The organism is Brevundimonas sp. (assembly GCF_016463485.1).
Taxonomy (GTDB): domain Bacteria; phylum Pseudomonadota; class Alphaproteobacteria; order Caulobacterales; family Caulobacteraceae; genus Brevundimonas.
On record NZ_JAEMRD010000036.1, the window covers coordinates 1 to 25,665 of the forward strand.

At 67.5% G+C, this 25,665-nt stretch carries 25 protein-coding genes; 13 read left to right on the top strand and 12 right to left on the bottom strand.

Annotated features, from left to right (window positions below; genetic code table 11):
- The first annotated feature begins 204 nt into the window (after nucleotides 1-204).
- Genes JHC99_RS07475 through JHC99_RS07485 form a run of 3 tightly spaced genes read left to right on the top strand, consistent with a single transcriptional unit; the run spans nucleotide 205 to nucleotide 3,265 of the window.
- Nucleotides 205-1,167 (top strand): glycosyltransferase family 9 protein, encoded by a 963-nt coding sequence (locus JHC99_RS07475; RefSeq protein ID WP_292153026.1) that lies wholly within the window; start codon nucleotides 205-207, stop codon nucleotides 1,165-1,167.
- Nucleotides 1,168-1,196: 29 nt separating this feature from the next.
- Nucleotides 1,197-2,531: a dihydroorotase gene (locus JHC99_RS07480; protein WP_292153027.1), complete on the top strand. Its 1,335-nt coding sequence runs from the start codon at nucleotides 1,197-1,199 to the stop codon at nucleotides 2,529-2,531.
- Entirely contained in the window at nucleotides 2,528-3,265 is a 738-nt protein-coding gene (locus JHC99_RS07485) for a prephenate dehydrogenase (protein ID WP_292153028.1), read from the top strand. The genes JHC99_RS07480 and JHC99_RS07485 overlap by 4 nt, the downstream gene beginning before the upstream one ends.
- On the opposite strand, the gene JHC99_RS07490 is transcribed toward JHC99_RS07485, so the two are convergent.
- The 4 genes from JHC99_RS07490 to erpA all read right to left on the bottom strand — a co-directional run bounded on the left by JHC99_RS07490 (nucleotide 3,247) and on the right by erpA (nucleotide 5,582).
- Complete coding sequence (locus tag JHC99_RS07490; protein WP_292153029.1) at nucleotides 3,247-4,194, bottom strand: alpha/beta fold hydrolase; 948 nt, start codon at nucleotides 4,192-4,194, stop codon at nucleotides 3,247-3,249. The two genes, JHC99_RS07485 and JHC99_RS07490, sit on opposite strands and share 19 nt — an antisense overlap.
- A 28-nt stretch (nucleotides 4,195-4,222) precedes the next feature.
- On the bottom strand, nucleotides 4,223-4,897 hold the full coding sequence (locus tag JHC99_RS07495; RefSeq protein ID WP_292153030.1) for an SdpI family protein: 675 nt from the start codon (nucleotides 4,895-4,897) through the stop codon (nucleotides 4,223-4,225).
- Nucleotides 4,894-5,193, bottom strand: a complete 300-nt coding sequence (locus tag JHC99_RS07500) for a metalloregulator ArsR/SmtB family transcription factor (RefSeq protein WP_292153031.1) — start codon at nucleotides 5,191-5,193, stop codon at nucleotides 4,894-4,896. Before JHC99_RS07500 ends, JHC99_RS07495 begins: the two co-directional genes overlap by 4 nt.
- A gap of 71 nt (nucleotides 5,194-5,264) precedes the next feature.
- The gene (gene erpA / locus JHC99_RS07505) at nucleotides 5,265-5,582 is read right to left on the bottom strand and encodes an iron-sulfur cluster insertion protein ErpA (protein WP_292153063.1); all 318 of its coding nucleotides are present in this window, start codon (nucleotides 5,580-5,582) and stop codon (nucleotides 5,265-5,267) included.
- Between the two features lie 125 nt (nucleotides 5,583-5,707).
- Between erpA and JHC99_RS07510 the strand changes: the two genes are divergently transcribed.
- The 5 genes from JHC99_RS07510 to scpB all read left to right on the top strand — a co-directional run bounded on the left by JHC99_RS07510 (nucleotide 5,708) and on the right by scpB (nucleotide 10,456).
- Nucleotides 5,708-6,913 carry a deoxyguanosinetriphosphate triphosphohydrolase gene (locus JHC99_RS07510; RefSeq protein ID WP_292153032.1) on the top strand — a complete coding sequence of 402 codons (1,206 nt, stop codon included), beginning with the start codon at nucleotides 5,708-5,710 and terminating at the stop codon, nucleotides 6,911-6,913.
- A 72-nt stretch (nucleotides 6,914-6,985) separates the two neighbouring features.
- On the top strand, nucleotides 6,986-7,744 hold the full coding sequence (locus JHC99_RS07515) for an SPOR domain-containing protein (protein ID WP_292153033.1): 759 nt from the start codon (nucleotides 6,986-6,988) through the stop codon (nucleotides 7,742-7,744).
- Nucleotides 7,745-8,794 (top strand): beta-N-acetylhexosaminidase, encoded by a 1,050-nt coding sequence (nagZ, locus tag JHC99_RS07520; RefSeq protein ID WP_292153035.1) that lies wholly within the window; start codon nucleotides 7,745-7,747, stop codon nucleotides 8,792-8,794. It begins immediately after the preceding gene.
- 184 nt (nucleotides 8,795-8,978) lie between these two features.
- Nucleotides 8,979-9,803 carry a ScpA family protein gene (locus tag JHC99_RS07525; RefSeq protein WP_292153037.1) on the top strand — a complete coding sequence of 275 codons (825 nt, stop codon included), beginning with the start codon at nucleotides 8,979-8,981 and terminating at the stop codon, nucleotides 9,801-9,803.
- Nucleotides 9,800-10,456, top strand: a complete 657-nt coding sequence (scpB, locus tag JHC99_RS07530) for an SMC-Scp complex subunit ScpB (protein ID WP_292153039.1) — start codon at nucleotides 9,800-9,802, stop codon at nucleotides 10,454-10,456. Before JHC99_RS07525 ends, scpB begins: the two co-directional genes overlap by 4 nt.
- A 19-nt stretch (nucleotides 10,457-10,475) precedes the next feature.
- On the opposite strand, the gene purM is transcribed toward scpB, so the two are convergent.
- Nucleotides 10,476-11,507, bottom strand: coding sequence for a phosphoribosylformylglycinamidine cyclo-ligase (gene purM, locus JHC99_RS07535; protein ID WP_292153040.1), 1,032 nt, complete (start codon nucleotides 11,505-11,507; stop codon nucleotides 10,476-10,478).
- An 80-nt stretch (nucleotides 11,508-11,587) separates the two neighbouring features.
- On the opposite strand from purM, the gene rnd reads away from it, so the two are divergent.
- Entirely contained in the window at nucleotides 11,588-12,736 is a 1,149-nt protein-coding gene (rnd, locus tag JHC99_RS07540) for a ribonuclease D (protein WP_292153042.1), read from the top strand.
- Nucleotides 12,737-12,739: 3 nt separating this feature from the next.
- Here rnd and JHC99_RS07545 read toward each other — a convergent pair whose 3' ends face one another.
- The 5 genes from JHC99_RS07545 to JHC99_RS07565 form a co-directional block, all read right to left on the bottom strand.
- Nucleotides 12,740-13,102, bottom strand: coding sequence for a VOC family protein (locus JHC99_RS07545; protein WP_292153044.1), 363 nt, complete (start codon nucleotides 13,100-13,102; stop codon nucleotides 12,740-12,742).
- A 41-nt stretch (nucleotides 13,103-13,143) separates the two neighbouring features.
- A complete protein-coding gene (locus tag JHC99_RS07550) occupies nucleotides 13,144-14,631 on the bottom strand; it encodes a Ppx/GppA phosphatase family protein (protein ID WP_292153046.1) in 1,488 nt (495 codons plus the stop codon).
- Entirely contained in the window at nucleotides 14,628-16,841 is a 2,214-nt protein-coding gene (locus JHC99_RS07555; protein WP_292153048.1) for an RNA degradosome polyphosphate kinase, read from the bottom strand. Before JHC99_RS07555 ends, JHC99_RS07550 begins: the two co-directional genes overlap by 4 nt.
- Before the next feature lie 44 nt (nucleotides 16,842-16,885).
- A complete protein-coding gene (locus JHC99_RS07560) occupies nucleotides 16,886-17,545 on the bottom strand; it encodes a DnaA/Hda family protein (RefSeq protein WP_292153050.1) in 660 nt (219 codons plus the stop codon).
- Nucleotides 17,546-17,648: 103 nt separating this feature from the next.
- Entirely contained in the window at nucleotides 17,649-17,936 is a 288-nt protein-coding gene (locus JHC99_RS07565; RefSeq protein WP_292153051.1) for a YciI family protein, read from the bottom strand.
- 178 nt (nucleotides 17,937-18,114) lie between these two features.
- Between JHC99_RS07565 and aspS the strand changes: the two genes are divergently transcribed.
- The gene (gene aspS / locus JHC99_RS07570; RefSeq protein ID WP_292153053.1) at nucleotides 18,115-19,893 is read left to right on the top strand and encodes an aspartate--tRNA ligase; all 1,779 of its coding nucleotides are present in this window, start codon (nucleotides 18,115-18,117) and stop codon (nucleotides 19,891-19,893) included.
- A gap of 272 nt (nucleotides 19,894-20,165) precedes the next feature.
- On the opposite strand, the gene JHC99_RS07575 is transcribed toward aspS, so the two are convergent.
- Together JHC99_RS07575 and JHC99_RS07580 are read right to left on the bottom strand one after the other, a co-directional pair.
- Entirely contained in the window at nucleotides 20,166-21,059 is an 894-nt protein-coding gene (locus JHC99_RS07575; RefSeq protein WP_292153055.1) for a pentapeptide repeat-containing protein, read from the bottom strand.
- 62 nt (nucleotides 21,060-21,121) lie between these two features.
- The gene (locus JHC99_RS07580; RefSeq protein ID WP_292153057.1) at nucleotides 21,122-21,613 is read right to left on the bottom strand and encodes a pentapeptide repeat-containing protein; all 492 of its coding nucleotides are present in this window, start codon (nucleotides 21,611-21,613) and stop codon (nucleotides 21,122-21,124) included.
- Between the two features lie 151 nt (nucleotides 21,614-21,764).
- Between JHC99_RS07580 and hmgA the strand changes: the two genes are divergently transcribed.
- From hmgA to JHC99_RS07595, 3 genes are all read left to right on the top strand, one after another.
- Nucleotides 21,765-23,069, top strand: coding sequence for a homogentisate 1,2-dioxygenase (hmgA, locus tag JHC99_RS07585; RefSeq protein ID WP_292153059.1), 1,305 nt, complete (start codon nucleotides 21,765-21,767; stop codon nucleotides 23,067-23,069).
- Nucleotides 23,070-23,184: 115 nt separating this feature from the next.
- The gene (locus JHC99_RS07590; protein WP_292153061.1) at nucleotides 23,185-24,291 is read left to right on the top strand and encodes a phytase; all 1,107 of its coding nucleotides are present in this window, start codon (nucleotides 23,185-23,187) and stop codon (nucleotides 24,289-24,291) included.
- 104 nt (nucleotides 24,292-24,395) lie between these two features.
- Entirely contained in the window at nucleotides 24,396-25,580 is a 1,185-nt protein-coding gene (locus tag JHC99_RS07595; protein WP_292153062.1) for a hypothetical protein, read from the top strand.
- The last annotated feature ends 85 nt before the right edge of the window (nucleotides 25,581-25,665 follow it).

Here is a 25,665-nt window from a genome sequence, read left to right on the forward strand (position 1 = left end):
GCGGAAGACTGAGGGCAGCCGGGCGGATAGTGGGGCGCGCCATAACTGGTGCAGCCACCCAGAAGCGCCGCCGCCGCCAGCATCGTCACAACGATCGATCTCGACATCGGGGCTCCCTCCAACCGTCACCGATCAAAGATCACCGATATTCCCTTGGGTCAACCAGACGCTGAACGGACGCGAGAATCCGTATACGGTCCGTCCATGCCTGCGCGTTTTTCGATTCTGTATATCGCCGAGGCCGACCCGGAAGCCGCCGTCCTGTCCTCGGGCGTGCCGGCCTATCTGGCCCGGTCGATGCCGAACGCGCGCTTCACCATCGTCGGCTCGCCTCAGACCGCGCCTTTGTTCGCCGACATGCCCCGCCTCGACCGGCTGCTGGTTCTCGAAACCGAGGGTCGGCTGGACTGGATCGGCCTGTGGAACCAGGTCCGCGACACCAAATGGAACCTGATCGTCGACATGCGCGGCACCGCCATCTCGACCCGGCTGCGGCGCGACAAGCGGGCCGTGCGCGGCAAGGCCAAGCCCTGCCGCCATGCCGTGGAACAGGCCGCCGACGTCCTGACCCTGGACGATGTCCCGGCGCCGCACCTGTTCCTGTCCGACGCGACCCGTGCTGCCGCTGACGCCCTGATCAAGCCCGATGAAAGGCCGATAGTGGCGGTCGGCCCCGGCACCGACTGGATCGGCAAATGCTGGCCGGCCGAACGCTATTCCAAGATTGCCGCCGCCCTGCTGGGCCCCGATGGTCCGCTGGCCGGGGGGCGTCTGCTGATCGTCGGCGACGAGGTCGATCGCGAACTGGTCCATACCATCCGCCTGTCTGTCGCACGGACCCGCGTGATCGAGGCCCAGGGCCGGCTGACCCCCCTCCAGACGGCCGCCGCCCTGTCGCACGCCGCGCTCTATATCGGGGCCGATTCGATCTGGACCCAGCTGGCGGTCGCGGCGGGCGTTCCTTGCATCGGCGTCTATGGTCCGTCTGACGAGACAGTCGTCGGGCCGTGGGGCGGGGTCTCGGTCCGGGGCCCCCGGACCCTCGCCGAGTTCCGCGAACTGGACCCTCGCCTGAACCAGGCCATCCAGCACATGATGGACCTGCCGGCCGAGCGGGTGCTCAAGGCCGCGCGGAAGATACTGGCGCAAGGCCCCGCGACGCCTTAACCGATCCCGGCATAACGAGGAGCGGTGCCATGGCGAATACCTTTGACCTGATCGTGCGGGGCGGCGAGGTGGTCAACCATGCCGGTCGCGGCATGGCCGACGTCGGGATCATCGACGGGCGCATCGTCAAGGTCGGCGACCTGTCCCAGGCCTCGGCCGGCGAAACCGTGGACGCCACCGGCCTGACGGTCCTGCCCGGCGTCATCGACACCCAGGTCCATTTCCGCGAGCCCGGCCTGGAGTGGAAGGAAGATCTCGAGACAGGCTCGCGTGCGGCGGCGCTCGGCGGCGTCACCGCCGTGTTCGAGATGCCCAACACGGAACCGGCGACCACCGATCCCGACGCCTTGGCCGACAAGCTGAACCGCGCCCGCGATCGGATGTGGACCGACCACGCCTTCTACATCGGCGGCACCCATGACAATGCGCGGCATCTGGGGGAGCTCGAGCGGCTGCCCGGCTGCTGCGGCATCAAGGTCTTCATGGGGGCCTCGACCGGAACGCTTCTGGTCGCCGACGACGACGGGGTCCGCGAGGTGCTCAAGCACGTCAAGCGCCGCGCCACCTTCCATTCCGAGGATGAATACCGCCTGGTCGACCGTCGCCCCCTGGCCCGCACCGGCGACTGGACCAGCCACCCCGAGGTGCGCGACGCCGAAAGCGCGATCATGTCCACCCGACGGCTGGTCAAGCTGGCGCGCGAGACCGGGGCCCGGATCCACGTCCTGCACGTCACCACGGCGGAAGAGATCGACTTCCTCAGCCACAACAAGGACGTCGCCACCGTCGAGGTGACGCCCCAGCACCTGACCCTGGACGGCGACGAGGCCTATGAGCGCCTCAAGGGCCTGGCCCAGATGAACCCGCCGATCCGCAACGCCCCGCATATCGCAGGGCTCTGGCGCGGCATCACCCACGGCGTCGCCGACGTCCTGGGCTCGGACCACGCGCCGCATACGCTGGAGGAGAAGGCCCGACCCTATCCGGCCTCGCCGTCCGGGATGCCGGGGGTCCAGACCCTGGTGCCGGTCATGCTGACCCATGTCGCCGAAGGTCGCCTGTCGATCGAGCGGTTCGTCGACCTGACCTCCGCCGGCGCGAATCGCGTGTTCGGCATCGCCGGCAAGGGCCGGATGGCTGAGGGTTATGACGCCGACCTGACCCTGGTGGACCTGAAGGCGCGGCGCACCATCGTCCACGCCGACATGGCCACCCGTTCGGGCTGGACCCCGTTCGACGGCTTCGAGGCCAAGGGCTGGCCGGTCGGAACCATGGTGCGGGGCAAGATGGTCATGCGTGATGGGGAACTGGCGGCCCGCGCCGCCGGTCGCCCGGTCCGCTTCCAGGAGACCCTGGCGGCGTGAAACCCCGGCTCGGCCTGATCGGATACGGGGCCTTCGGGCGGCTGACCGCGCGCCATCTGTCGCCGTGGTTCGACATCATCGCCCATGATCCAGCGGCCGAGGCGGGGGAGGGCACGGTCGTCCTGACCGACCTGGCCACAGCCGCGGCCTGTCGCGTCGTGATCCTCGCCGTGCCGGTCGAAGCCCTGGCCGAGACCTGCGACGCGATCTCGACGCACCTGACGCCCGGCGCCCTGGTTCTCGACGTCGGCTCGGTGAAGGTCCTTCCCGGCCGGGTCATGACCGAGCGCCTGCCCGCGCGCGTCCGCCTCGTCGGCCTTCACCCCCTGTTTGGCCCCCAGAGCGCTCGGGACGGCGTCGCCGGTCACCGTATCGCCGTCTGCCCGGTCCGGGACGACCGCGCCGCCCGCCGCGTCGCCGCCTTCTGCCGCTCGGCGCTGAAGCTCAGGGTCTTCCGCGTCTCGGCCGAGGATCACGACCGCGAGGCCGCCGTCGTCCAGGGTTTGACCCACTTGATCGCGCGGGTCCTTCTGGCCATGGAGCCCCTGCCGACCCGCATGACTACGACCAGCTTCGAGCGGATCATGCAGGCAGTGGAGATGGTCCGTCACGACTCACCCGCCGTCTTCCGCGCCATCGAACGCGACAACCCCTTCTCCGCCGAGGTCCGCGACCGCTTCTTCGCCCTGGCCGATCAGGCGAGGGCCGAACTGGATCACCGCTCCGGCGAGTGAGCGATGATGAAGCTCGCCACCGTATCCACGACGCCGGGGGCGAGGGGCAGGGACGGATCGCGATAGGTCGCCAGATTGGCGGCCCGATCCATCGGCGCGACCTTCAGCATGTGATTGACGCCCTCGAACGGTGCCAGGGTCGCGCGAGGCTGGGCCGCTGACAGGGCGCGGGCGTCCGCCATCGTCACCTGCAGGTCCGTCGTGCCCTGAAGGATCAGCACAGGAGCACCATAGTTCGCGATCAGGGCGGCCGGGTCCTGCGCAAGCATCGAGATCAGATAGGGCTGGACCGATGGGCGGAACAGCGCGGCCAGTTGCGGCGGGGTTTCGGCGACGGTGCGTCCCTGTTCCAGCTCGGACAGGGCGGCGAAGGCCTGGGTCTTCAGCGGTTCGGGCAGACCCGCCAGCTGTTCGCGCAGGATCGCGCCGAGCGGGCGGCCCGGGCCGGCGATGAGCACCAGCCCGCAGATCCTGTCATCCGGGGTCCGCGTCGCGGCCAGTGACACCAGCGAGCCTTCGCTGTGGCCGATCAGCCAGGCGCAGGGCGCACCTGTCCGCGCCGCCGCCTCCGCCGCCCAGGCGCGGGCGTCGTCCGCATAGGCGGTGAAGGTCAGCCTGCTCTCATCGGCGCCGGCGGCCGCGCTCTCGCCGATCCCGCGCTTGTCGATCCGCAGGGTGGCGACGCCTTCATCCGCAAGGCCTTCGGCCAGCAGCCGCAGATTGCCGCCCGTCGCGCCCAGCGGGTTGTCGCCGTTTCGATCCGTCGGACCTGAGCCGGGAATGATCACCGCAACGGCGTGTGGCTCGGTCCCTGGTATCAGCAGGGTCCCGTGCAGCGGTGCGGGTTGTGAGGGCAGGGTCACGGGCGTCGAAGTGGAGGCGGCGGTCTGTATGAGCGCCATCGCGCCCGCGATCAGCAGGGTCAGCATCGAAGGTCTCCAGGGCTAAACAGGAAAATCAGAAAGGCTGTCGGTCGGGGTCACTTTTCCACACGCGCCAGCTCTCGACGACGGACCAGGCTGCGGCGATCAGGACGCCGATGATCAGCGCCGTCATCCCGAACGGCTGGGGCGAGAACGGCGCCGCGACCAGGCCGACCAGTCCGCCGAAGAAGAACAGCCGCCCCGCCAGCCGGTTCGACCGCTCCCAGGCCAGGCGGCTCTTGTAACTCCAGGGGGTGCGCACCCCGACGAAGGGATTGGGCGCGACCCGGCCCACGAACGCCCCGATGGCGACGAACAGCAGGCTGAGGCCGGCCATATGGGCACCCGCCGGTGGCGCGGCCCCCGGCGACGTCAGACTGGTCCACAGGATGAGTGCGGCGACTCCCGCAAAGCCGATCAGCACGATCGCCTGTGCGACCCTGAGCCCCCGCGCCCGCGACGAGTCGGCTGGATGTCGCCGGATGGCCAGTCCCGTTCCCATGGCCACCAGGAAACCGACGCCCGCGAGGATCGCCAGCAGCCGACCCACATCCTCTCGCGTGCCCCATCGGTCCACCGCGCCGCCCGTGCTGAAATGCAGGGGCAGGGGCACGGTCGGCCCCTGAATCGCGATCAGAAGCGCCGCCGCTCCGATGGCGACGAACACCATGACCGTCAGCAGGTTCAACACGGAAAACGACCGGGTCATTCGGATTTCTCCTCGGTTTCAGGATGGGCGGCCGTGCGGCCGGTCCCGGCGATGTCCATCAGGAAGGCCAGCGCCTCCTCGACGGCGGATATCTCCAGCCGATAGCGGATCGTCTGGGCCTCCCGCTCGGGGCTGACCAGACCGGCCTCCTTGAGCGCGTTCAGATGCCCGGTGATCGTCGGCCAACTCATGTCGAAGGCCGCCGCGATATCCCCGGACGCCATCGGACCCGCCCGCAGCATCTCGATGATGCGCCGACGAACCGGATGCGACAGGGCCTTGAACAGGGTGTTCATAGGGAAGACGCTAATTAACGTTTAGGCTAAGGTCAAGACCTATTTAGCTAGATCCCTAATCGCATCGCGTTTCAGATGGAGAAGCTGACCCCGCAGCCGCAGCTGGTCGCCGCGTTCGGGTTGCGGACAACGAACTGGGCACCGGCCAGTTCATCGACAAAGGCGATCTCCGAGCCTTTCAGGAACGGAACCGACACCGGGTCGATCAGCGCCGTCTGGCCGTCGGTCTGGATCAGCAGGTCGTCGGCCTCGGCCGCCTCGACCAGATCGAGCCGGTACTGGAAGCCCGAACAGCCGCCGCCCTCGACCGCGACCCTCAGCATGACCGGGTGTCCTTCGGCCTCGGCCAGTCGGGCCAGTCGTCGTGCCGCCGTGTCGGACAGCACGATGCCCTCGGGCGCACGCCGGGCGACCTGAAGCTTGAACGGGGCGGTGGGTTGGACGGTGCTCACGGCTGTCTATATGAGGCGCGCCGGTCCATAGCGAAAGACCGCCCTGTCATCGAAGCGATCGATTGAGCCCGTTCACCGCCGTCACGCCCGCGTTCCGCGCTCCCTATGCCGAGGATCCTGCGACCTCGCGCGGCCGGTTGACGCCCGAAGAACCGAGCCGGACCCGCAACGCCTTCTCGCGTGATCGCGACCGGATCATCCATTCCACGGCCTTTCGCCGCCTGAAGGGCAAGACCCAGGTGTTCGTGGCCCACGAAGGCGATCATTACCGCACCCGCCTCAGCCACAGCCTGGAGGTGGCCCAGATTGCGCGGTCGCTGGCCCACGCCCTGGGCCTCAATCAGGACCTGGCCGAGACCATCGCCCTGGCCCACGACCTTGGCCATTCGCCGTTCGGCCACGCCGGCGAGGATGAACTGAAGGTCCGGATGGCCCCATGGGGCGGCTTCGATCACAACGTCCAGACCTTCCGCATCGTGACCCGGCTGGAGACCCGGTACCCGACCTTCGACGGGCTGAACCTGACGTGGGAGACGGTCGAGGGGGTCGTCAAGCACAACGGCCCGGTCAGTCACCGACTGGACGATCCCGCCTGGCGCGCCATCGCCGACTATGCCGAAGGTCGTCCCGACTGGAACCTCAGACTCGACGGCTTCGCGTCGCTGGAGGCCCAGGCCGCCGCGATCGCCGATGATATCGCGTACAATAACCACGACGTGGACGATGGTCTGTCTGCCGGTCTGTTCACCCTCGACGATCTGGCGACCATCCCCTTGATCGGCCCGGTGGTTGCCGGGGTTCGGGCTGACTGGCCGGCCCTGACGCCACGAATGACCCGTTTCGAGGCCGTGCGACGGATGATCGGGGTCATGGTCGATGACGTCCTGAGCGAAACCGCCCGGCGATTGAACGAGGACCGGATCGACAGCGCCGAAGCCGTGCGGAGCGCGGGGCGCACCCAGGTGCAGTTCTCCGACACCATGATGGCCGACCTGGGCGTCCTGCGGGCGTTCCTGTTCGAGCGGATGTATCGCCACGCGCGCGTCAACCGGACGCGCACTCGTGCCCGGCGCACGGTGGCGGCTCTGTTCGAGCGGTTCATGACGGATCCGGACCAGCTGCCGCCCGAATGGTCGAGCCGGGCGCGACTGGACGAGGGTCCGAGACGAGCGCGCGCCGTCTGCGACTATATCGCCGGCATGACCGACCGCTTCGCCACCGATGAGCAACGCAGACTGGCCCCGGCGCGGTCACGCCGCCAACTGTGATTCGTCTGTGCGCTCGCAGCGGTTAGGATGCCCAATCGCGCGTGATTCGCGCGACGCCTGAGAGACCACGCCATGTCCCACGACGATCAACGACCCGACGGCCGCGACCGGGGTGCCTATACGCCGCCGACCGACGACGACCTGCCGTTCGATCGCGGCTTCGACGCGCGTCGCACGCCGCCGACCAAGGCACCGCCGGTCACCCTGATCATCTCGGGCGTGGTGCTGGTCGTGCTGATCGTCGCCGTGGTGCTGTTCTATCGCTCGGGTCTGCGCGCCTCCAACGATGTGCCGCCAGCCGTCGGCACACCTGTCGGCAATCTCAAGATCGAGGCCCCGGTGGATGCCCAGCCGGTCGACGCCGAAGCCGGGATCGACGTCTATCGCGACGGTGCCGAGGCCCCGGGTACCGCCCCCACCTTCACCCCGCCGCCTGAAGAGGTCCAGCCGCGCCCGGCGCCCCAGCCCCTGCCTGCGCCGACGGCGACCCTGCCGGCCGCGCCGGCACCTAGGACCACCACGCCCGCGCCGCGCCCGGTGACGCCGACAGCCCCGGCTGCAACTCCGGCCCCCGCCGCCTCGACTGCGACGGGAACTTCTGCGGTCCAGATCGGGGCCTTCTCCTCGACCGCCGTCGCCGACCGTGAGTTCGCCGCCGTCGCCGCCCGTTTCCCCCAGTTCTCGCGCGGTTCGGCCAAACGGGTGCAGGAGGTGACGGCCTCGAACGGATCGACCGTCTATCGCACCACATTCACCGGCCTCAGCCGCGAGCGGGCCCAGGCCTTCTGCGCGGCTATCCGTGCCGCCGGCGACGACTGCCTGGTCCGCTAGGTGCGCACGGCGGCGATATACGGGTGCGCCGGTCACGTCCTGACCGAGGCCGAGCGCGCCTTCTTCGCCGAACAGCGGCCCTGGGGTTTCATCCTGTTCCGCCGGAACATCGACACCCCAGATCAGGTCCGCGCCCTGACCGCCGCCCTGCGCGCCGCCGTCGATGACCCGAAGACGCCCATCCTGGTCGATCAGGAGGGCGGCCGGGTGCAGCGTCTGGGCCCGCCGCACTGGGCCAAGTATCCGCCCGCCGACGCCTATCTGAAGGCGACCAACGACCCCCTGGCCGCCCGCGAACTGGTCCGGCTGGGTGCCCGGCTGATGGCCCATGACCTCAAGGCCGTCGGCATCGACATCGACTGCGCCCCCGTTCTGGACGTGCCGACCCCCGGTGCCCACGACATCATCGGCGACCGCGCCTATGCCCGCGATCCGGCTCTGGTCGCTCAACTGGGCCGGGCCGCCGCCGAGGGGCTGCTGGCCGGGGGCGTCCTGCCCGTCATCAAGCACATGCCCGGCCATGGACGGGCCTTCGGCGACACCCACAAGGAACTGCCGACCGTCCACGCGGATCTGGCGACGCTCGACGCCTGGGACTTCGCCCCGTTCAAGGCCCTGTCGGACATGCCCATCGGCATGACCGCCCACATCGTCTTCACCGCCATCGATGCCAAACGCCCCGCGACCCAGTCGAAGAAGGCCATCCGCCTGATCCGCGAGACTCTCGGCTTCAAGGGCCTTCTGCTGTCCGACGACCTCGTCATGAACGCCCTGTCCGGCACCCTGACTGAACGCGCCGCCAAATCGCTCAAGGCCGGCTGCGACCTCGTCATCCACTGGAACGGCGACATGGACCAGATGCGTCAGGTCGCCGCCGGTGTCGGCAAGCTGAAAGGCGGGGCAGCCCGTAGAGCCGCCGCCGCCCTGGCCCGCATCGTCCACACGCCCGAGCCCCTGGACCCCGTCGAGGCCCGCGACCGCCTCGACGCCATGCTCGCCGGCCGCCTCGACGCCGCGAGGGGCCCGGACGTGGCGGAGGCGCAGGCGTGACGACGGCATCGGTTCCCTTCCCCCCTTGCGGGGGAAGGTGGCGCGCGGAGCGCGACGGATGGGGGGTACGAAAACCCAAGACCGCTGCCCGATGTGATCCCGTCTCGGTAAGGCCCGATCTCACCCCCCATCCGTCAGCCTTCGGCTGCCACCTTCCCCCGCAAGGGGGGAAGGACATCGTCCCATGACCGAGGCTTTCCAGCCCAACCTGGACTTCACCGCCGTCGAACAGATCGACGCGGGCGAGGCCTTCGTGGTCGATCTGGACGGCTACGAAGGCCCACTGCACGTCCTTCTGGCCCTGGCCCGCACCCAGAAGGTCGACCTGCTGAAACTGTCGATCACCCGCCTCGCCGAACAGTATCTGGCCTTCGTCCACGAGGCACGGCGCCGCAATTTCTCGCTGGCCGCCGACTATCTGGTGATGGCGTCCTGGCTGGCCTATCTGAAGTCGCGCCTGCTGCTGCCCCGCACCGAAAAGGCCAAGGGGGACGAACCGCCCGCCGAACAGATGGCCGCCGCGCTCGCGTTTCGCCTGCAGAAGCTGGAGGCCATGCGCACCGCCGTCGAGGCCATCACCAGCCGTCCCCAGCTCAAGCGTGACGTCTTCACCCGCGGTGACCCCCAGGCCACTCTGATCGTGCCCTCCGACCGCATCGACGCCAGCCTGTACGACCTGATGAGCGCCTATGTGACCCAGCGCCGCCGCGAACAGGCCCGCCACTACAATCCCGGCCAGCGGATCGAGGCCTTTGGGCTGGAAGCGGCACGGGACTGGCTGCGCGAGGTCCTGCCCAGGCTGTCTGACTGGACGCCGCTGGATCGGGTGGCCCCCGAACGCGACGCCACAGGCGACGGCCCGACCCAGGCCAGCTACCTCGCCTCCACTCTGTCTGCGAGCCTGGAACTGGTGAAGGAGGGGGCCATGGACGTGCGTCAGGACCAGCCCTTCGAGGACGTCTGGCTCAAGCGTCGCGGTCTGGGTCAGGCGCTGGAGCTGACGCCATGACCCTCGATTTCAAACCGGACGAGATCGAGATGGCCCGCCGGGTCGAGGCCCTGCTGTTCGCGGCGACCGGGCCCCTGTCCCTCGTCGAGATCGCCCGCCGCCTGCCCGAGGGGGCAGACGTCGCCGCCGCCATCACCGATCTGCAGACCCAATATGCGGGCAGGGGGGTCGAGCTGGAATGCGTCGCCGACCGCTGGCGTTTCCGCACCGCTCCCGACCTCGGCTTCCTGATGACCGAGGAGCGCGAGGAACCCCGCCGCCTGTCGAAAGCCGCGCTCGAGACCCTGGCCATCATCGCCTACCACCAGCCGGTCACCCGCGCCGAGATCGAAAGCGTGCGCGGCGTCTCCATCTCGCGCGGCACCCTGGACCTGTTGCTGGAGATGGGATTCGTGCGCCTGCGCGGTCGCCGCCGCACGCCCGGCCGCCCCGTGACCTACGCGACCGCCGACCGGTTCCTCGAACATTTCGGCCTCGCCAGTATCCACGATCTGCCGGGTGCCGCCGAGATGAAGGCCGCCGGCCTGCTGGACCTGTCCCTGCCCACCGGCTTCGAGGTGCCCGACCCCTCGCGCGGCATGGACGCCGACGACGAAGATCCCATCGAGGACGGCGACACCCCCGAGTTCGCCCAGGATTTCGTCGGGGATTGAAATATTTGGTGACCAGTCCTCAGACTAGCTGCCCACAGACGAACGCCGCCTCGCCGGCTTCCAACAGGCCCTCCAGCACCGCCTCGACGTTTTCAGGGGACACGATCAGGATGAAGCCCACGCCGCAGTTGAAGGTGCGCCGCAGTTCGTGATCGGAGATCCCGCCCACCTCGCCCAGCCACTGGAACACCGCCGGCATCGGCCAGGCGTCCCAGTCGAACGACGGGGTCAGACCGTCGGCTATACAGCGCGGCGGGTTCTCGATCAGGCCGCCGCCGGTAATGTGCGCCGCGCCCTTGATCAGGCCGGCCTTCATCAGTGGAAGCACGGGCTTCACATAGATGCGGGTCGGCTCCATCAGGGCCTGGGCCAGCGACCGGTCCTTGGCGAACGGCGCGTCATCGCCCCAGCCCAGGCCCGATTTCTCAACCACCTTGCGGATCAGCGAATAGCCGTTGGAGTGCGGTCCAGAGGACGCCAGGCCGATGATGACGTCACCGGCGAACTGACGATCCAGATACGGCAGGGCGTGCCCCCGCTCGACAGCGCCCAGCGAGAAGCCCGCCAGGTCGTAGTCGCCGCCCGAATACATGCCCGGCATCTCGGCCGTCTCGCCACCGACCAGCGCACAGCCCGCCTGACGGCAACCCTCGGCGATCCCGGCGACGACCCGACGCGCGGCGTCGATCTCCAGCCTGCCGGTCGCATAGTAGTCGAGGAACAGCAGGGGCTCGGCACCCTGCGCCAGCAGGTCGTTGACGCACATGGCCACCAGGTCGACACCGACGCCGTCGTGACGGCCGGTCTCGATCGCGATCTTCAGCTTGGTGCCCACGCCGTCGGTCGTCGCCACGATCAGCGGATCGACGAAACCGGCGGCCTTGAGGTCGAACAGGGCCCCGAATCCACCCAGCGACGCTTCGGCGCCCGGCCGTCGCGTGGACTTGGCCAGGGGCTTGATCGCCTCGACCAGCATCTCGCCCGCGTCGATGTCGACGCCCGCGTCGGCATAGGTCAGGCCGTTGTCCAGCGGCTTTGTTGTATCGCTCATGGGTTCGCGAGGCCTGAATCAGTGCGGAAATATGTCGTGGCTCTTGCCACAACGCCTGTGCGCGGGGCTATAGCATCCGAATGACGCCGATCACCACCAATGACGCTCTGGTTGCCTTCTGCGAGGCCGTATCGACCGCACCGTTCATCGCGGTCGATACCGAGTTCATGCGCGAGACCACCTACTGGCCCAAGCTGTGCCTGATCCAGGCGGCGACGCCGACGCATGAGGCGATCATCGATCCGTTGGCCGACGGGCTGGATCTGGGGCCTTTCCTCGACATCCTGCGCGACCCGGCCGTGATCAAGGTGTTCCATGCGGCGCGCCAGGACACCGAGATCTTCGTCAAGCTGGGGGCCATGCCCAAGCCGATGTTCGACAGCCAGGTCGCCGCTATGGCCGCCGGGTTCGGGGATCAGGTCAGCTATGATTCGCTGGTGCGCCAGATGCTGCGCATCGACCTGGACAAGGGCAGCCGCTTCACCGACTGGTCGCGCCGCCCCCTGTCCGACGCCCAGCTCACCTATGCGATCGGCGATGTGACCCACCTTGCGGCCCTCTATCCCAAGCTGCGCGATCGGCTCGTCAAGGAGAACCGGCTGGACTGGGTCATGTCCGAGATGGAGGATCTGGTCGATCCCGAGCTTTACGACACGACCCCGGACAAGGCCTGGAAGCGGCTGAAGCCCAAGAAGTTCAACGCGAAATACCTGGCCGCCTTCAAGGCTACCGCTGTCTGGCGCGAACAGGCGGCCCAGGATCGCGATCAGCCGCGCGGACGTATCCTCAAGGACGAGGCCATCGACGAGATCGCGACCCAGGCCCCACTCGACGTCGAGGCCTTCAACCGCCTGCGCTCGGTGCCCAAGGGTTTCGGTGGCTCCCGGCTGGGGCTCGAACTGATCGAGGAACTGAAGCGGGTCATGGCCGATCCGGACGCCCACGCGCCCAAGATGGACCGGCCCAGCCACAACCAGCCGGCCCCGCCTTCGGTCGTCGAACTGCTCAAGGTCCTGCTCAAGGCCAAGAGCGACAACGCCGGCGTCGCCTCCAAGCTGATCGCCAATGTCGCCGACCTGGAAAAGATCGCCCTGTCCGACGAGGCCGACGTCGACGCCATGAAAGGTTGGCGCCGCCAGCTGTTCGGCGAGGACGCCTTGAAGCTGAAGCGCGGCGAGATCGCCCTGGTCCTCAACGGTGCCCGCGTCGAGGTCGTCGAGATCGAATAGCCTTCAGGGTGCAGGCGGCTGCCATAGCTCGATCGCGTTGCCCTCGGGATCGTGGATACGGGCGAAGCGCCCGATCTCGGGCGAGGCGTCCCACTCGGGCTTGGTGATGATCTCAATCCCGGCGGCGCGCAGCGTGGCCAGCATCCCCTCCAGGTCATCGACCCGCAGGTTCAGCATCCACGACTTGTCCGCCGCGAAATAGTCGGTGTCGGCCTTGAACGGCGAAAAGACCGTCGGCCCCGCCTGCTGGTCCCACAGGAACATGCCTTCCGGCGCGCCAACCCCGAGGTGCGTCAGATACCAGGCCGCCAGCGCCTTGGGGTCCTGAGACCGGAAAAAGAACCCGCCGATGCCGGTGACCGCCATGTTCGCCCCTCCATTGATGAGCGACAGTGGACCCTGGTCCGTCAGATTTCCAGCTTCAGCTTCATCGCCTCGGCCAGGGCCTTGGCTCGCCTGCGAGTCTGTTCGCCCAGCAGGACATCGGCATAGCCGTCCGACGCCGTCAGCTTCAGTGTCGATCCGGAGACCGTCAGTGCCGCATTGGCCAGCAACTGCGGCGACCGTCCCGACAGGTCGCAGCCCAGTCGGATGGCAAGTCCCAGGGCCCTCGCTCTCAGCCGCGCGTCCTCACCCAGCAGCCGGTCGGTGACGGCGGGGCTCGGCGTCGCGGCTCCCCCGCCGTACCGGGCGTTCAGCACGCAGGCCAGAAAGACCCGTTCGGCATGGATCTGGCCCGGTATCGGTGCCCTCAGCACCTGGTCGAAGGCCAGTTCCAGCCGGTGATCGGGATGCAGCCTCGCACCCAGATCGGCCAGGCGACAGGCGGCGGCGGCAAGAACCCCGTCGCGCTGCGCGCCGAACGCCGGCGGCAGGGCCGCGATCAGGTTGGTCAGCCAGCCGTTGAGCGCGGCGGGCAGGTGGGGCGAAATCCCCTGGCGGGCGCCGAGTGCCTCACATCCCGCGATCAACGGATCCTCCGCCGCCTCGTCCCGGTCCAGCGCCTCGAACAGCAGGCCCTCACGCAGGCCCCAGGCGGAGAAATGGATCGTCTTCAGTCCCAGCCGATCGATCAACCCCTCCAGCACCAGGGCGGCATAGGGCAGGGTCTCGGCCCGTTTGCGCGATACGCCCGGCAACCGGTCGAGCGAGGCGCGAGACTGTTGTGCGACCAACCGGGCCACGTCGCGGGCGTCGTCTGCGGTCATCGCATACTGGTGAACGATCTTGAGCGGATAGTCGCTGATCGCCATGTGCAGCTGGGCCAGCGACCGCCAGCCTCCGCCGACGGCGTGCAAATGGTCGGCCGCGAACGGTCTGGCGACGGGCTTCAGGATTGTCCCGACCCGAGCCCGCAGACGATCGACGTCGAACCCTTCGGCGTCCGCCAGGCTGAAGGGGCCGAGCGGAAGGGTGACGCCGGCCTTCAGCGCCCCTTCGCCGATCCGGATCAACTCCAGGCTGGACCCGCCCATGTCGGCGACGACGCCCGCCGCCGACGGGTCCCCGGCGATCACGCCCAGCGCCGAGTAATGGGCTTCCTCCTCGCCCGACAGGACGCGGACCTGAAGCCCGGTCTGGGCCGCAACCTGGCCGCAGAAATCGGGGCCGTCGATGGCCTCGCGCACCGCCGCCGTGGCCGCCACGAAGGTATAGGCCGGCTTGACCCCCTCCAGCACCGCCGCGAACCGGCGCAGGGTGGTCAGGGCCATGGTCACACCTGCCGGTGACAGCCGCCCCGTCGCAGGCAGGTCGCGGCCCAGACCCGCCAGAACCTTCTCGTTGAACACCGTCCAGATGGCCCGGCCTTCCAGCCGGTACAGCACCATCCGCACCGAGTTCGATCCGATGTCGATCACGGCCGCCTCGCGGGGCGGCGCATAGATCACGTTCATCGGCCCTGCCGAACGTAGCGAAGCGCCTGTGGTTTGTTTTTGACCTTGCGGCCTCGCCCCGACAGGCTGGGATTGGTCATGAAATACTGGTGCGCCGAGAAGGGCCGGTCGGGGTCGGCGGTGACGCGGACATAGTCGCCGGCGGCGTTCAGCGACCAGCTCTGCACGTCGTCCTTCAGATTGGCGACCATGATCTGGTCCAGGATCTGGTCATGGACCGTGGCGTTCCGGATCGGGGTCATCAGCTCGACCCGCCGGTTCAGGTTGCGCTCCATCCAGTCGGCCGAGGAGATGAACACCTTGGCCTTGTCGTGCGGCAGGTCGCGGCCGTTGGCGAAACAGATGATCCGGCTGTGCTCCAGGAACCGTCCGACGATCGACTTGACCCGGATGTTCTCCGACAGGCCAGGCACGCCGGGCCGCAGGCAGCAGATGCCGCGCACGACCAGCTCGATCCGCACCCCCCACTGGCTGGCGCGGTACAGGGCGTCGATGATCTCGGGATCTACCAGGGCATTCAGCTTGACCCAGATCGCCGCCGGCTTGCCCTTGGCCGCAGCCGCCATCTCATGACCGATCAGCTCGATCAGCGTCGACTTCATGTTCAGCGGCGAGACGACCAGGGCCTCCAGATCGTCCGGCTCGGCATAGCCGGTGATGTAGTTGAACACCCGCCCCGCATCGCGCGCCAACACAGGGTCAGAGCTGAACAGGCTGAGGTCGGTGTAAACCTTGGCCGTCACCGGGTGGTAGTTGCCCGTCCCGAAGTGGCAGTAGGTCTTCAACGCCTCGCCCTCGCGCCGAACCACGATGCTGAGCTTGGCGTGGGTCTTGTACTCGACGAAGCCGAAGACAACGTGGACCCCGGCCCGCTCCATGGCGCGGGCCCAGCGCAGATTGGCCTCCTCGTCGAACCGGGCCTTGATCTCGACAAGGGCGACGACGTTCTTGCCGTTCTCGGCCGCCTCGATCAGGGCCGCGACGATCGGGCTGTCCTTCGAGGTCCGGTAAAGGGTCTGTTTGATGGCGATGACATTGGGGTCGCGCGCCGCCTGTCGCAGGAACTGCACCACCACGTCGAAGCTCTCGAACGGGTGGTGGATCAGGATGTCCTTTTCGCGCACCGAGGCGAAGACGTCTCCCCCCTGGTCGCGGACGCGCTCCGGATAGCGGGGCTCATAGCCCGGGAATTTCAGTTCCGGATGGCCGGACGGGATCAGTTCTGACAGCTGTGCCAAGCCCAGCATCCCGTTGACCATGACCACGTCCTGGGGCGCGGCCTCCAGTTCGCTGACGATGAAATCGCGCAGGTCGTCGGGCGTCGAGGCCTCGATCTTGATACGCACCACCTCGCCGAGGCGACGCTGTTTCAGCGCCTCCTCGAACTCGAGGACCAGATCCTCGGCCTCTTCCTCGATCTCGATGTCGCTGTCCCGGATCAGGCGGATCAGGCCCTTCTCCAGCACGTCGCAGCCGGGGAACAGGTGGTCGATGAACAGAAGCAGCAGGGTTTCCAGCGCCACGAACCGGCGCCGACCGGGCTTGGACCGTCCGTCGGTCGGCAGCTCCCAGAACCGCCGGACCTGGGTCGGTACGGGCACCAGGGCATAGAGGGTCCGATTGTCTGCACGCCGTTTGAGCTTCAGCACCAGCGAGAAGCCCAGGTTGGGCAGGAACGGAAAGGGATGCGCCGGATCGATGGCCAGCGGAGTCAGCACGGCGAACAGCTGGTTGAGGAACTCGGGCTCCAGCCGATCCTTCTCGGTCCGGGTGATCTTGGCCGAGTGAATGACCTCGATCCCGGCCTCGGTCAGCTCCTTGCGCAACTGCCCCCAGCGCAGCTGTTGTTCGGCCATCAGCTCGCCCGCCTGGACGTTGATCTGCTCAAGCTGTTCGGCGGGGGTCAGTCCGTCGGCCGACAGGACGCGCACCCGCTCGCGAACCTGGCCCTTGAGACCGGCGACCCGTGTCATGAAGAACTCGTCCAGATTGTTGGCCGAGATGGACAGGAACCTGAGCCGTTCCAGCAACGGGTGGACGGGGTTGGCGGCCTCCTCCAGCACCCGGGTGTTGAACTTCAGCCAGCTGATCTCGCGGTTGAAGAACCGCTCGGGCGAGGACATCATCGCCTCGTCCAGCGCCAACTGGGGCGCGCGGGAATCGGGGACCTCGGTCCCGGTCGTCGTGTCTGCGATGGCGGCGTCGGACATCCGTGCGTTCTGGGGTCAGTTTGTTACGGCTGCAACCGCCAAAGTCACTCGAACAGGTCGCCGCTGTCGGGATTGGCCTCGATCACCTGGCGCGCCAGCACCCGCGTCACGGGCCGATGCTCCGCATCCAGACGAGCTACGATGTCGGCCGCCGCCTGAGACGAGCGATCGATGCGTCGGACCAGATAGTCGAGGACGTCGTCCGCCGGGGTGATGCTTCGCTCCGCGAACCTTGCCCGCAGGATGGCGGACAGCACCGCGTCGTCGGGCGCCTCCATCGCCACGACCCTCAGGGCATCGAGCCGCGACCTGAGATCGGGCACGCTGACGTCCCAGCGCCGGGGGGAGGGGCGCGAGACCAGCAACAGCGCCCCGCCATCCGCCTGGGCCAGGTTGATCAGGTGGAACAGTGTCTCGTCGTCGGCATCCTGGGCGATGTCCAGCAGCACGGGGCGGCCTTCCAGCTCGATCGGATCGGCCTGCGCCGCCTCGCCGCCGACCAGGGCCAGGGCACCAACACGTTCAGCCCACAGCCGCGCCAGATGACTCTTGCCGCACCCGGCCGGACCACACAGAGCCATAACCCGCCCGGCATCGTCGGGCCAGCGGTCCAGGATGGCGGCGGCCTCGGCGTTGCACGTCGAGCGCACGAACGCCGGATCGACCCCGTCACTTTGCAGCGGGAGACGAAGCTGATCGGTCATGGTACGACGCGCGAGCATGACGCCACCCTAGCCGCGATCGGCCGGATGTCGGTTAACGGCGATGACGGTGAGGTGGACAAGCGCCTGGCCCTGTGGATCGCCTTCAGACGAGGTCCACCAGCGCCGGATTGATCTTGGTCGCCTCGAACTCGACGATCGCATAGTCCGCCACGCCATGGATCTTGAACGGGTCGTCCTCCAGCACGGCCGTCAGGGCCTCGCGGTCCAGCTTGCTGCTGACGATGAAGACGCCGCCGGTGCGCGGAACCTGAGGCCCGGCAACCAGCAACAGGCCGCTGGCGACATGCTGATCCAGCCAGTCGCGATGTTCGCCACGCACAGCGTCGACGCGTTCGGCCGGGGCGGTATAGGTCAGGGTTACGACGAACATGCGTTTCCTCGTGAGCTTTGATCCCGCTGATATGTGGATTCGCCGGAAGGTTCACAATGCGATCTGGGACAGGGGGGCAGCGCAGGCCCGTCCGACCTTGACTTTCGGGGGCGATGATGCGCCCTTCCGCGCCTTCCAATTCCCGCCGTTTCGCGGCCCGACACAGACGAATTCCCTCATGCACGCCTATCGCTCCCACACCTGCGGTGCCCTCCGAATCGCGGATGCTGGCACCAATGTCCGCCTGTCCGGCTGGGTTCACAGGAAGCGTGACCACGGCGGCCTGTTGTTCATCGACCTGCGCGACCACTACGGCCTGACCCAGCTGGTGCTCCACCCCGAGACACCGGGCTTCGAGGCCGTCGAGCGGCTGCGGGCCGAGAGCGTGATCCGGGTGGACGGCGAGGTCGTGGCCCGCGACGCCTCGGTCATCAACGCCACCCTGCCGACCGGCGAGATCGAGCTGAAGGTCACCGGCGTCGAGGTCCTGTCCGAGGCCGCCGAACTGCCGCTGCCGGTGTTTGGAGAGCCGGAGTATCCCGAGGAACTGCGCCTCAAGCACCGCTATCTCGATCTGCGCCGCGAGACCCTGCACAAGAACATCGTGCTGCGCAGCCGCGTGATCTCGTCGATCCGCCAGCGGATGGTCAACCAGGGCTTCCTCGAATATCAGACCCCGATCCTGACGGCGTCCAGCCCTGAGGGCGCGCGCGACTTCCTGGTGCCCAGCCGCCTGCATCCCGGCAAATTCTATGCGCTGCCCCAGGCTCCGCAGCAGTTCAAGCAGTTGCTGATGGTCTCGGGGTTCGACCGCTACTTCCAGATCGCGCCCTGCTTCCGCGACGAAGACCTGCGCGCCGACCGTTCGCTGGAGTTCTATCAGCTCGACGTCGAGATGAGCTTCGTCACGCAAGAGGATGTTTTTGCTGCGATCGAACCCGTCATGCACGGCGTGTTCGAGGAGTTCGCCGACGGCAAGTCGGTGACGCCCTATCCTTTCCCGCGCATCCCCTACCGCGACTCCATCGCCTGGTACGGCACCGACAAGCCGGACACCCGCAACCCGATCAAGATGGCGGACGTCTCCGAACAATTCCGCGACGGCGGATTCGGCCTGTTCGCCAAGATCCTGGGTGCCGACGCCAAGAACGCCGTCTGGGCCATACCCGCGCCGGGCGGCGGCTCGCGCGCCTTCTGCGACCGGATGAACTCCTGGGCCCAGGGCGAGGGCCAGCCGGGGCTCGGCTATATCTTCTGGTCCGACGACAACAACGCCTGGGGTGGCCCAATCGCCAAGAACCTGGGCGCCGAAGCCACCGACGCCCTGATGTCTGGCCTCGGCCTCGGCAAGGGCGACGCCGCCTTCTTCGTCGCCGGCGACCCCAGCGTCTTCTACAAGTTCGCCGGTTCGGCCCGCATCCGCCTGGGCACGGAGTTGAAACTGATCGACGAGGGCCGGTTCGAGTTCTGCTGGATCGTCGATTTCCCAATGTTCGAGTGGTCTGACGAGGAGAAGAAGGTCGACTTCAGCCACAACCCCTTCTCGATGCCGCAGGGCGAGCTTGAGGCGCTGAACACCAGGGATCCACTGGATATCCTAGCCTATCAGTATGACATCGTCTGCAACGGCTATGAGCTGTGCTCGGGCGCGATCCGGAACCACAAGGCCGAGATCATGCTGAAGGCCTTCGAGATCGCCGGATACGACGCCAGCGTGGTCGAGGAGCAGTTCGGCGGCATGCTGAACGCCTTCCGCTATGGCGCGCCGCCGCACGGCGGTCTGGCCCCCGGCATCGACCGTATCGTGATGCTGCTGGCTAACCAGGTCGCGATCCGCGAGGTCATCGCCTTCCCGCTTAACCAGCAGGGCGAGGACCTGCTGATGAACGCCCCGACCGAGGCCGGCGAGCGTCAGCTCAAGGACGTCCACATCCGCACGGCGCTGCCGCTGAAATAGGGCTGCGAGGTCGGCGCTGGCAAGAATGTAGGAAAAAAGACCTATTCATCCCTTGCGCATCGCTGTATCCGTTCCCATCTCGTCGCCGGGTCTTTGACAAGGCGATGAGACGAACGGCTGACGAGTCCGTCGCGCCCGGCGGTTGGGCGCAGGGGTTTATGCGCGTGGACAGGCCAATGTCACCCGATGTCACCCAAAGATTTGGCACGGTGACAAAAGCAACGCCGCACGGTCCGTGCCGCGCATGAAGCCCGGCTCGGCCGCCGATTGATTCAGTCAGCCGCCGCGTAGTGCCGCACGATCGAGGGCGGGGCCGGCGCTGCGGGCGGTCTCGGCACGGCAGGCCTGACGACCATCATCCGGCTCCGGCACGGGGTGGCGCGCAGCGAGCCGGGCAGGCGGGTATTGTCGTCGCCGCAGGCCTCGGCCACCTGGCTCTGGGTCAGGCCGCGCGACCGCGACAGGTCCACGCCCCGGATATCGACGCGGCGCAGCGACGCTCCGGCGAAATTGGCGCGACCGAAGACGGCACCGGTGAACCGGGCATTGTCCATCTCGGCGTCCTGGAAGTTCGCATTCGAGAAATCGCCGCCGCCCATGTTGGACGCCTGCATCTCGGCCCCGATGAAGGAGGCGTTGCGGGCGCTGACGTTGGCCAGGGTCGCGCCCATGAGCTCGGCTCCCGTCAGGTTGGCGTCGACCAGCACCGCGCCGTTCATGTTGACGTACATCAACTCCGCGCCCGACAGGTTTGCCCGGCTGAAGTTGGCGCGGGAGAAGATAGCACCCGCTGAGGAGGCCCCGCTCAGCGACGTGTCCACGAAGACCGAGGCCGTGAAGTTAGCACCGTTGATCTCCGCGCCGCGCATGTCGGCGTGGGTGAAGTCGCTGGACGAGAAGTTGGAGCCTACCATCTCGGCCCCGCGCAGGTTCGAGCCAACCAGGGTCGCCGAAATGAAGGTCGCGCCGTTAAAGGTGGCCCCCGACAGGTTCCGTCCCGACAGCTCGCAACGGTTGCAAGAACCGCCCAAGGAGATGGTCCGGGCCACGTCGCGGTCCTGAACGCTCAGCCGAACCTCGGCGAGTGCCGACGTTCCGGCCAGGACGGCGGACGCGCCGAGGGCCGTGGCGAGGAGGCGATGGAGAGGGCGAGCGATCTGTTTCACGACCCCTCAATGCCTCCGCATTCCCGGAAACCCTACTTAAATCGCGGTAAGATTGGAGGTCTTCAGCAGGCGGGAATGTGAAGGTTGCCGGGCAAGACAGTCGCCTCATCACCGCAGGCCCGGTTGAGCTGTCCTTGCGTCAAGCCCGTCACCCGGGCCATTTCGGCACCGGAGAAGTTGGTCCCGACCAAGGTCGCGCCTGTGAAATTGGCCCCCTCCAGAAAGGTCCCGACGAAGCTGGCGTTGGTCAGATTTGCCCGCGAAAAGTTCGACGAGGAGAACACTGCGCCGTAAGCCTCCACATCGCGCATGTCCGCGCCGGAAAACCGTGTGCGGTTCATGACGCTGAGGCTCAGGTCCGACTGGCGCAGGCGCGATCCGGACAGGTTCAGGCTGTTCGCCTCCAGCCCGGAGAAGTCGCCCTGGAACAGGTTGCAGCCGGAACAACTGGCTCCGCCCCGCACCCGTGCGATCTGGCCGGCGTTCTGGGCCGATGAGGGCAGGGCAACTGCAAACATGGCAACGGCGAGTGTGGAAATCAGGATCGGCTTCATCGACAGGCTCCGGCTGTGGCGCACCACGGATCGACCCTGAACTGAAAAGGTTTCAATCCTCCTTTCAGACGGTTGTTCGGCCGGGCGACTTGACTCGGACGCGACCGGGGGCGAACCCGGCGTCTGGAAACGATCTCGAAAAGGAGACTCCGTGAGCGAGGATGCCCCTCGGAGATACCTGACCGGGTTCGGCAATCACTTCGCGACCGAGGCGGTCGAGGGCGCCCTGCCGGTCGGCCAGAACTCGCCCCAGCGCACCCCGTTCGGTCTGTATGCGGAACAGCTGTCGGGCACCGCCTTCACCGCGCCGCGCGTCGAGAACCGCCGCAGCTGGCTCTACCGCCTGCGACCCGCCGCCAACCATGCCGCGTTCAAGCCGTGGTCGGGCGCGTCGCTGCTGAAGTCCGCGCCTTTCGACCGCCCGGCCGATCCCAACCGCCTTCGCTGGGACCCGCTGCCCATGCCGGAGGCATCACAGGACTTTGTCGAGGGTCTGGTGACCTACGGCGGCAATGGGGACGTAGCGACGGGGGATGGGATCGGCATCCACCTGTACGTCTGCAACCGGTCTATGCAGGGCCGGGCCTTCTTCAACGCTGACGGCGAGATGCTGATCGTGCCTCAGGAGGGCCGCCTGACCATCACGACCGAGTTCGGGATCATGGCGGTCGAACCCCAGGAGACGGCCTTGATCCCGCGCGGCGTCCGGTTCCGGATCGCCGTCGAAGGGCCCTCGCGCGGCTATGTCTGCGAGAACTACGGTGCCCTGTTCCGGCTGCCCGACCTCGGTCCCATCGGCTCGAACGGTCTGGCGAACCCACGCGATTTCGAGACGCCCGTCGCGGCCTTCGAGGACATCGACGACCCCTGCGAACTGATTCAGAAATTCCAGGGCGGCCTGTGGTCCACGACCCTGGACCATTCGCCGTTCGACGTCGTCGCCTGGCACGGCAACCTCGCGCCTTGCCGCTATGACCTGCGGCGGTTCAACACGATCAACACGGTCAGCTTCGACCACCCCGACCCGTCGATCTTCACCGTCCTGACCAGTCCGTCGGAGATACCGGGCACGGCCAACTGCGACTTCGTGATCTTTCCGCCGCGCTGGATGGTCGCCGCACACACCTTCCGTCCGCCCTGGTTCCATCGCAACGTCATGAGCGAGTTCATGGGGCTGGTGACGGGGGTCTATGACGCCAAGGCTGGCGGTTTCGCGCCCGGCGGGGCCTCCCTTCACAACCAGATGAGCGGTCACGGCCCGGATCAGGCCAGCTACGGCGGGGCCATCCAGGCGGAACTGAAGCCACACAAGATCACGGATACCCTGGCCTTCATGTTCGAGAGCCGCTGGGTGATCCGCCCGACCGACTTCGCGATGCAGACCCCGACGATGCAGCTCGACTACGACGACGTCTGGGCCGGGTTCGACAAGGGGCGGGTTCCTACGAACCGGTAGCGACCGCAAAGATGGTGTCGTGAAACTGACAAGGCTCTGACATCAACCGGACCTAAGGCGGCGTCGCGGAGGCCGGTCGGCTTTTCGCGGCGAACGGATAAATTCAGGACGGGCCATGAATCGCTTGAAAACCTTGACGCTGGCCGCTGTCGGCGCGAGCGCCCTCATGCTCGCCTCCTGCGCCACCACGGCCCCGACCGGCGAAGAAACTGGAGCCTCGGATTCCGCCGGGATGACGGTCGGCGTCGGCACGCCCGTTCTCGCCGTCGCCGAGACCGTCGCGGTCGGCACGGCCAACGCCGACGCCGCTGACGATCCGGCCATCTGGGTCGACCGGGCGGACCCGAGCCGGGCCGTGATCTTCGGCACCGACAAGAAGGCCGGCCTCTACGCCTATCGGCTCGATGGATCGGTCTTGCAGAATCTGGCCGGCGGACAGCCGAACAACGTCGACCTGCGCGAAGGCTTCGTGATCGACGGCCGGGCGCAGGTTCTGGTCGCGACCAGTGACCGCAGTCTCGACCGGTTCGGCATCGTCCTGTTCATCATGGATCCCGCGACGCTCCAGACCCGCCAGTGGGGATTGATCCCCGTCGATCTGGCCGAGCCCTACGGCCTGTGTGTCGGCAAGCGCGGCGACCGTTTCATCGTGATCATCAACGGGACGGACGGTCAGGTCCGCCAGGTCGCCGTCTCGGTCGGCCCCGACGGCAAACCGGTCGGCACGGTCGAGAAACGCTATGACGTCGGCAGCCAGACCGAGGGCTGCATCATCGATGAGGAAGCCGACGTCGTCTACATCGGCGAAGAGGCACGGGGCGTCTGGCGCTATTCGCTCGACCCGGCGCGCGGCTCGCGGCGCGAGTCTATTGCCCGGGCACCGAGCGACGTCCTGGCCCCCGATGTCGAGGGCCTCGCCTTGCTGAAGGAAGACGGCGCGACCTGGCTCATGGCGTCCAGCCAGGGTGATTCCGCCTTCTCGATCTGGCGCGTCGATGGACCCACGACCTATCGCGGCCGGTTCTCGGTCGTGGCCGGCGGCGGCATCGATCCAGTGACCGGGACGGACGGCATCGCAGCGATCGCCGGCCCGATCGGCGGCTACGCCCAGGGCCTGATCGTGGTTCAGGACGACGTCGACGAAATCCCCGGATCGACCGGTGAGCGCCAGAACTTCAAACTGGTGGACTGGGCCGCGATCAAGGCGGCGCTCGGCCTCTGACCGGAGGCGCTTCTGGACAAACCGGTCGGCCTGCCTGATTGGGAGCCCATGCTGGTTTTCCGCGCTGTGGGACAGGCACCTGAGGCGCGGACGTGATGGAACGGGTGAGGCTTAGTCGTCGGTTTCTGGCCAGAGTCGCTTCGTATGTCCTGCCCCTCTGCATCGGCGCGGCGCTTCTCCTCGGGTCCGCAGGCGGGGCACGCGCGGCGGCCGGCCCGGATGCCCGATCCTTCTATCTGATCAGCCTGAGCCAGACGCCGCTGACGGAGGCCGCTGACGCCGTCTTGGTGAAATCGCTAGGCTCGACCGTCCAGATCGATGAGGGTGTCGATGCCGACATCACCCTGTCGATCGCCGAGCCGATGACGGTCGAGGACCTCGAGATCGCCTTCGCGGCCGAACTGTCCAATCACGGCATCGCCCTGGTTCGAGAGGCAGAGGGGTATCGTCTGGCGGACGTCTCCGTGGCGATGGTCGAGACGCCAAGGCCGCTGATTGTTGGCGCACCGCTTCCGACCCCGAAGGCGCCGATCGCCCAGCAACCTGCCTCAGATGACGGCCCGGCAGTTGTCTCCGACCCCCGGGGGAAAGCGTGGGGGGTGTATGCGGCCTTGATACTGGTTGCAGCGGTCGTCGCCGGTCTGGCTGTTCGCTTTGGCCAACCCCTGTTCGTGGGTCTGCGCCGCCGCTTCGCTCACACCTCCAGGCGTCCTGCTGCCGTGGCCAACTCCACCCAGCGCGACGCCGTTGTGGACTGGTTGCTGAGCCGGCACAGCGTACCGCTGCCCCTGCTGGCGTCGGCCTGCGACCGGGCCGCGCGTCTCACCCGACCCGTCGAGCAGGCGCTTTGCGATGTCGGCGCGGTGACGGATGCGAATCTGGCGGATGCCTATTGTGCGATCACGGGCCTTTCGCGCTGGGATCCCGCGACGACACCGGCTCATACTTCAGGAGACATGGTTCTGGATGCCTTCATCCAGAAGCATCCGCTGCGTGTCGTGGAGTTGGATGACTGGTCCCTGGTCGTGGCCTGCGCCGACCCGCTCGATGATCGAACCTATGCTGCCCTGTCGCGGACCGCGCGGCGAATGGTGACCTTGCGCGTTGGGCGTCTGTCCGAGATCGTGACGGATGGCGGGGCCGCCTCCGATCCGGAGCATCATGCCCCGCTCGTGATCGTGCCCTGGTCGCGGCCGAGGCCTTACGGAGCGCACCTGCTCCAGGCCATTCTGGCCCGCCGGTCCGCCGCAGAGGCAGGTCAGGCCTCCGGCGACGTCAACGTTCAGTAGACCCCATCGATCTCGGCCGGCAGTCGGGGGCCCGGGGGATAGGCCAGCAGGCTCCAGCCGCGTGTGGGGACGGTCTCTTCGGTCC

Bases quoted from the DNA above. Each gene is read 5' to 3' on its own strand.
- JHC99_RS07550 (WP_292153046.1), bottom strand. From the start codon at position 14,631: ATGAACGTGATCTATGCGCCGCCCCGCGAGGCGGCCGTGATCGACATC.
- JHC99_RS07545 (WP_292153044.1), bottom strand. From the start codon at position 13,102: ATGGCGGTCACCGGCATCGGCGGGTTCTTTTTCCGGTCTCAGGACCCC.
- scpB (WP_292153039.1), top strand. From the start codon at position 9,800: ATGACCCTCGATTTCAAACCGGACGAGATCGAGATGGCCCGCCGGGTC.
- JHC99_RS07515 (WP_292153033.1), top strand. From the start codon at position 6,986: ATGTCCCACGACGATCAACGACCCGACGGCCGCGACCGGGGTGCCTAT.
- JHC99_RS07495 (WP_292153030.1), bottom strand. From the start codon at position 4,897: ATGACCCGGTCGTTTTCCGTGTTGAACCTGCTGACGGTCATGGTGTTC.
- JHC99_RS07525 (WP_292153037.1), top strand. From the start codon at position 8,979: ATGACCGAGGCTTTCCAGCCCAACCTGGACTTCACCGCCGTCGAACAG.
- JHC99_RS07590 (WP_292153061.1), top strand. From the start codon at position 23,185: ATGAATCGCTTGAAAACCTTGACGCTGGCCGCTGTCGGCGCGAGCGCC.
- purM (WP_292153040.1), bottom strand. From the start codon at position 11,507: ATGAGCGATACAACAAAGCCGCTGGACAACGGCCTGACCTATGCCGAC.
- JHC99_RS07555 (WP_292153048.1), bottom strand. From the start codon at position 16,841: ATGTCCGACGCCGCCATCGCAGACACGACGACCGGGACCGAGGTCCCC.
- JHC99_RS07500 (WP_292153031.1), bottom strand. From the start codon at position 5,193: ATGAACACCCTGTTCAAGGCCCTGTCGCATCCGGTTCGTCGGCGCATC.
- aspS (WP_292153053.1), top strand. From the start codon at position 18,115: ATGCACGCCTATCGCTCCCACACCTGCGGTGCCCTCCGAATCGCGGAT.
- JHC99_RS07565 (WP_292153051.1), bottom strand. From the start codon at position 17,936: ATGTTCGTCGTAACCCTGACCTATACCGCCCCGGCCGAACGCGTCGAC.
- JHC99_RS07480 (WP_292153027.1), top strand. From the start codon at position 1,197: ATGGCGAATACCTTTGACCTGATCGTGCGGGGCGGCGAGGTGGTCAAC.
- JHC99_RS07580 (WP_292153057.1), bottom strand. From the start codon at position 21,613: ATGAAGCCGATCCTGATTTCCACACTCGCCGTTGCCATGTTTGCAGTT.
- JHC99_RS07490 (WP_292153029.1), bottom strand. From the start codon at position 4,194: ATGCTGACCCTGCTGATCGCGGGCGCGATGGCGCTCATACAGACCGCC.
- JHC99_RS07475 (WP_292153026.1), top strand. From the start codon at position 205: ATGCCTGCGCGTTTTTCGATTCTGTATATCGCCGAGGCCGACCCGGAA.
- rnd (WP_292153042.1), top strand. From the start codon at position 11,588: ATGACGCCGATCACCACCAATGACGCTCTGGTTGCCTTCTGCGAGGCC.
- JHC99_RS07560 (WP_292153050.1), bottom strand. From the start codon at position 17,545: ATGACCGATCAGCTTCGTCTCCCGCTGCAAAGTGACGGGGTCGATCCG.